The organism is Bacillus sp. SIMBA_008 (assembly GCF_046535495.1).
In the GTDB taxonomy this organism is placed as follows: Bacteria; Bacillota; Bacilli; order Bacillales; family Bacillaceae; genus Bacillus; species Bacillus subtilis.
Window position 1 is genome coordinate 1 of the sequence record NZ_JAWRWL010000698.1, and the last position, 261, is coordinate 261.

1 protein-coding gene is annotated in these 261 nt (G+C 53.6%); it reads right to left on the reverse strand.

The genetic code is table 11. The features are described 5' to 3' along the window. Nucleotides 1-261, reverse strand: a 261-nt coding sequence (locus tag SB658_RS25040; protein WP_410603119.1) for a HisA/HisF-related TIM barrel protein, incomplete at both ends; no start/stop codon positions are given.

A 261-nucleotide genomic window follows, 5' to 3' on the forward strand; every position in this document is an offset into this window, starting at 1 on the left:
AGCCGTGACTTCCCGCTCGGTTTTCTGTCTGCCGCCGTGTGTGTACACTTTATAGCATTCCGAATCTTCGTCATACTTTGCGTCAATCGCCGCTACGATGCATTGCGAGCCGAAAAACTCAGCTCCTTCCGTAATCAGCTCGGGACGGAGAACGGCCGCTGTATTCACGGATACCTGTTCAGCGCCGGCCCGCAGCATTCGTTTCATATCGCTTAATTGATGCATTCCGCCGCCGACCGTAAACCGAATCGCCAATTTTGC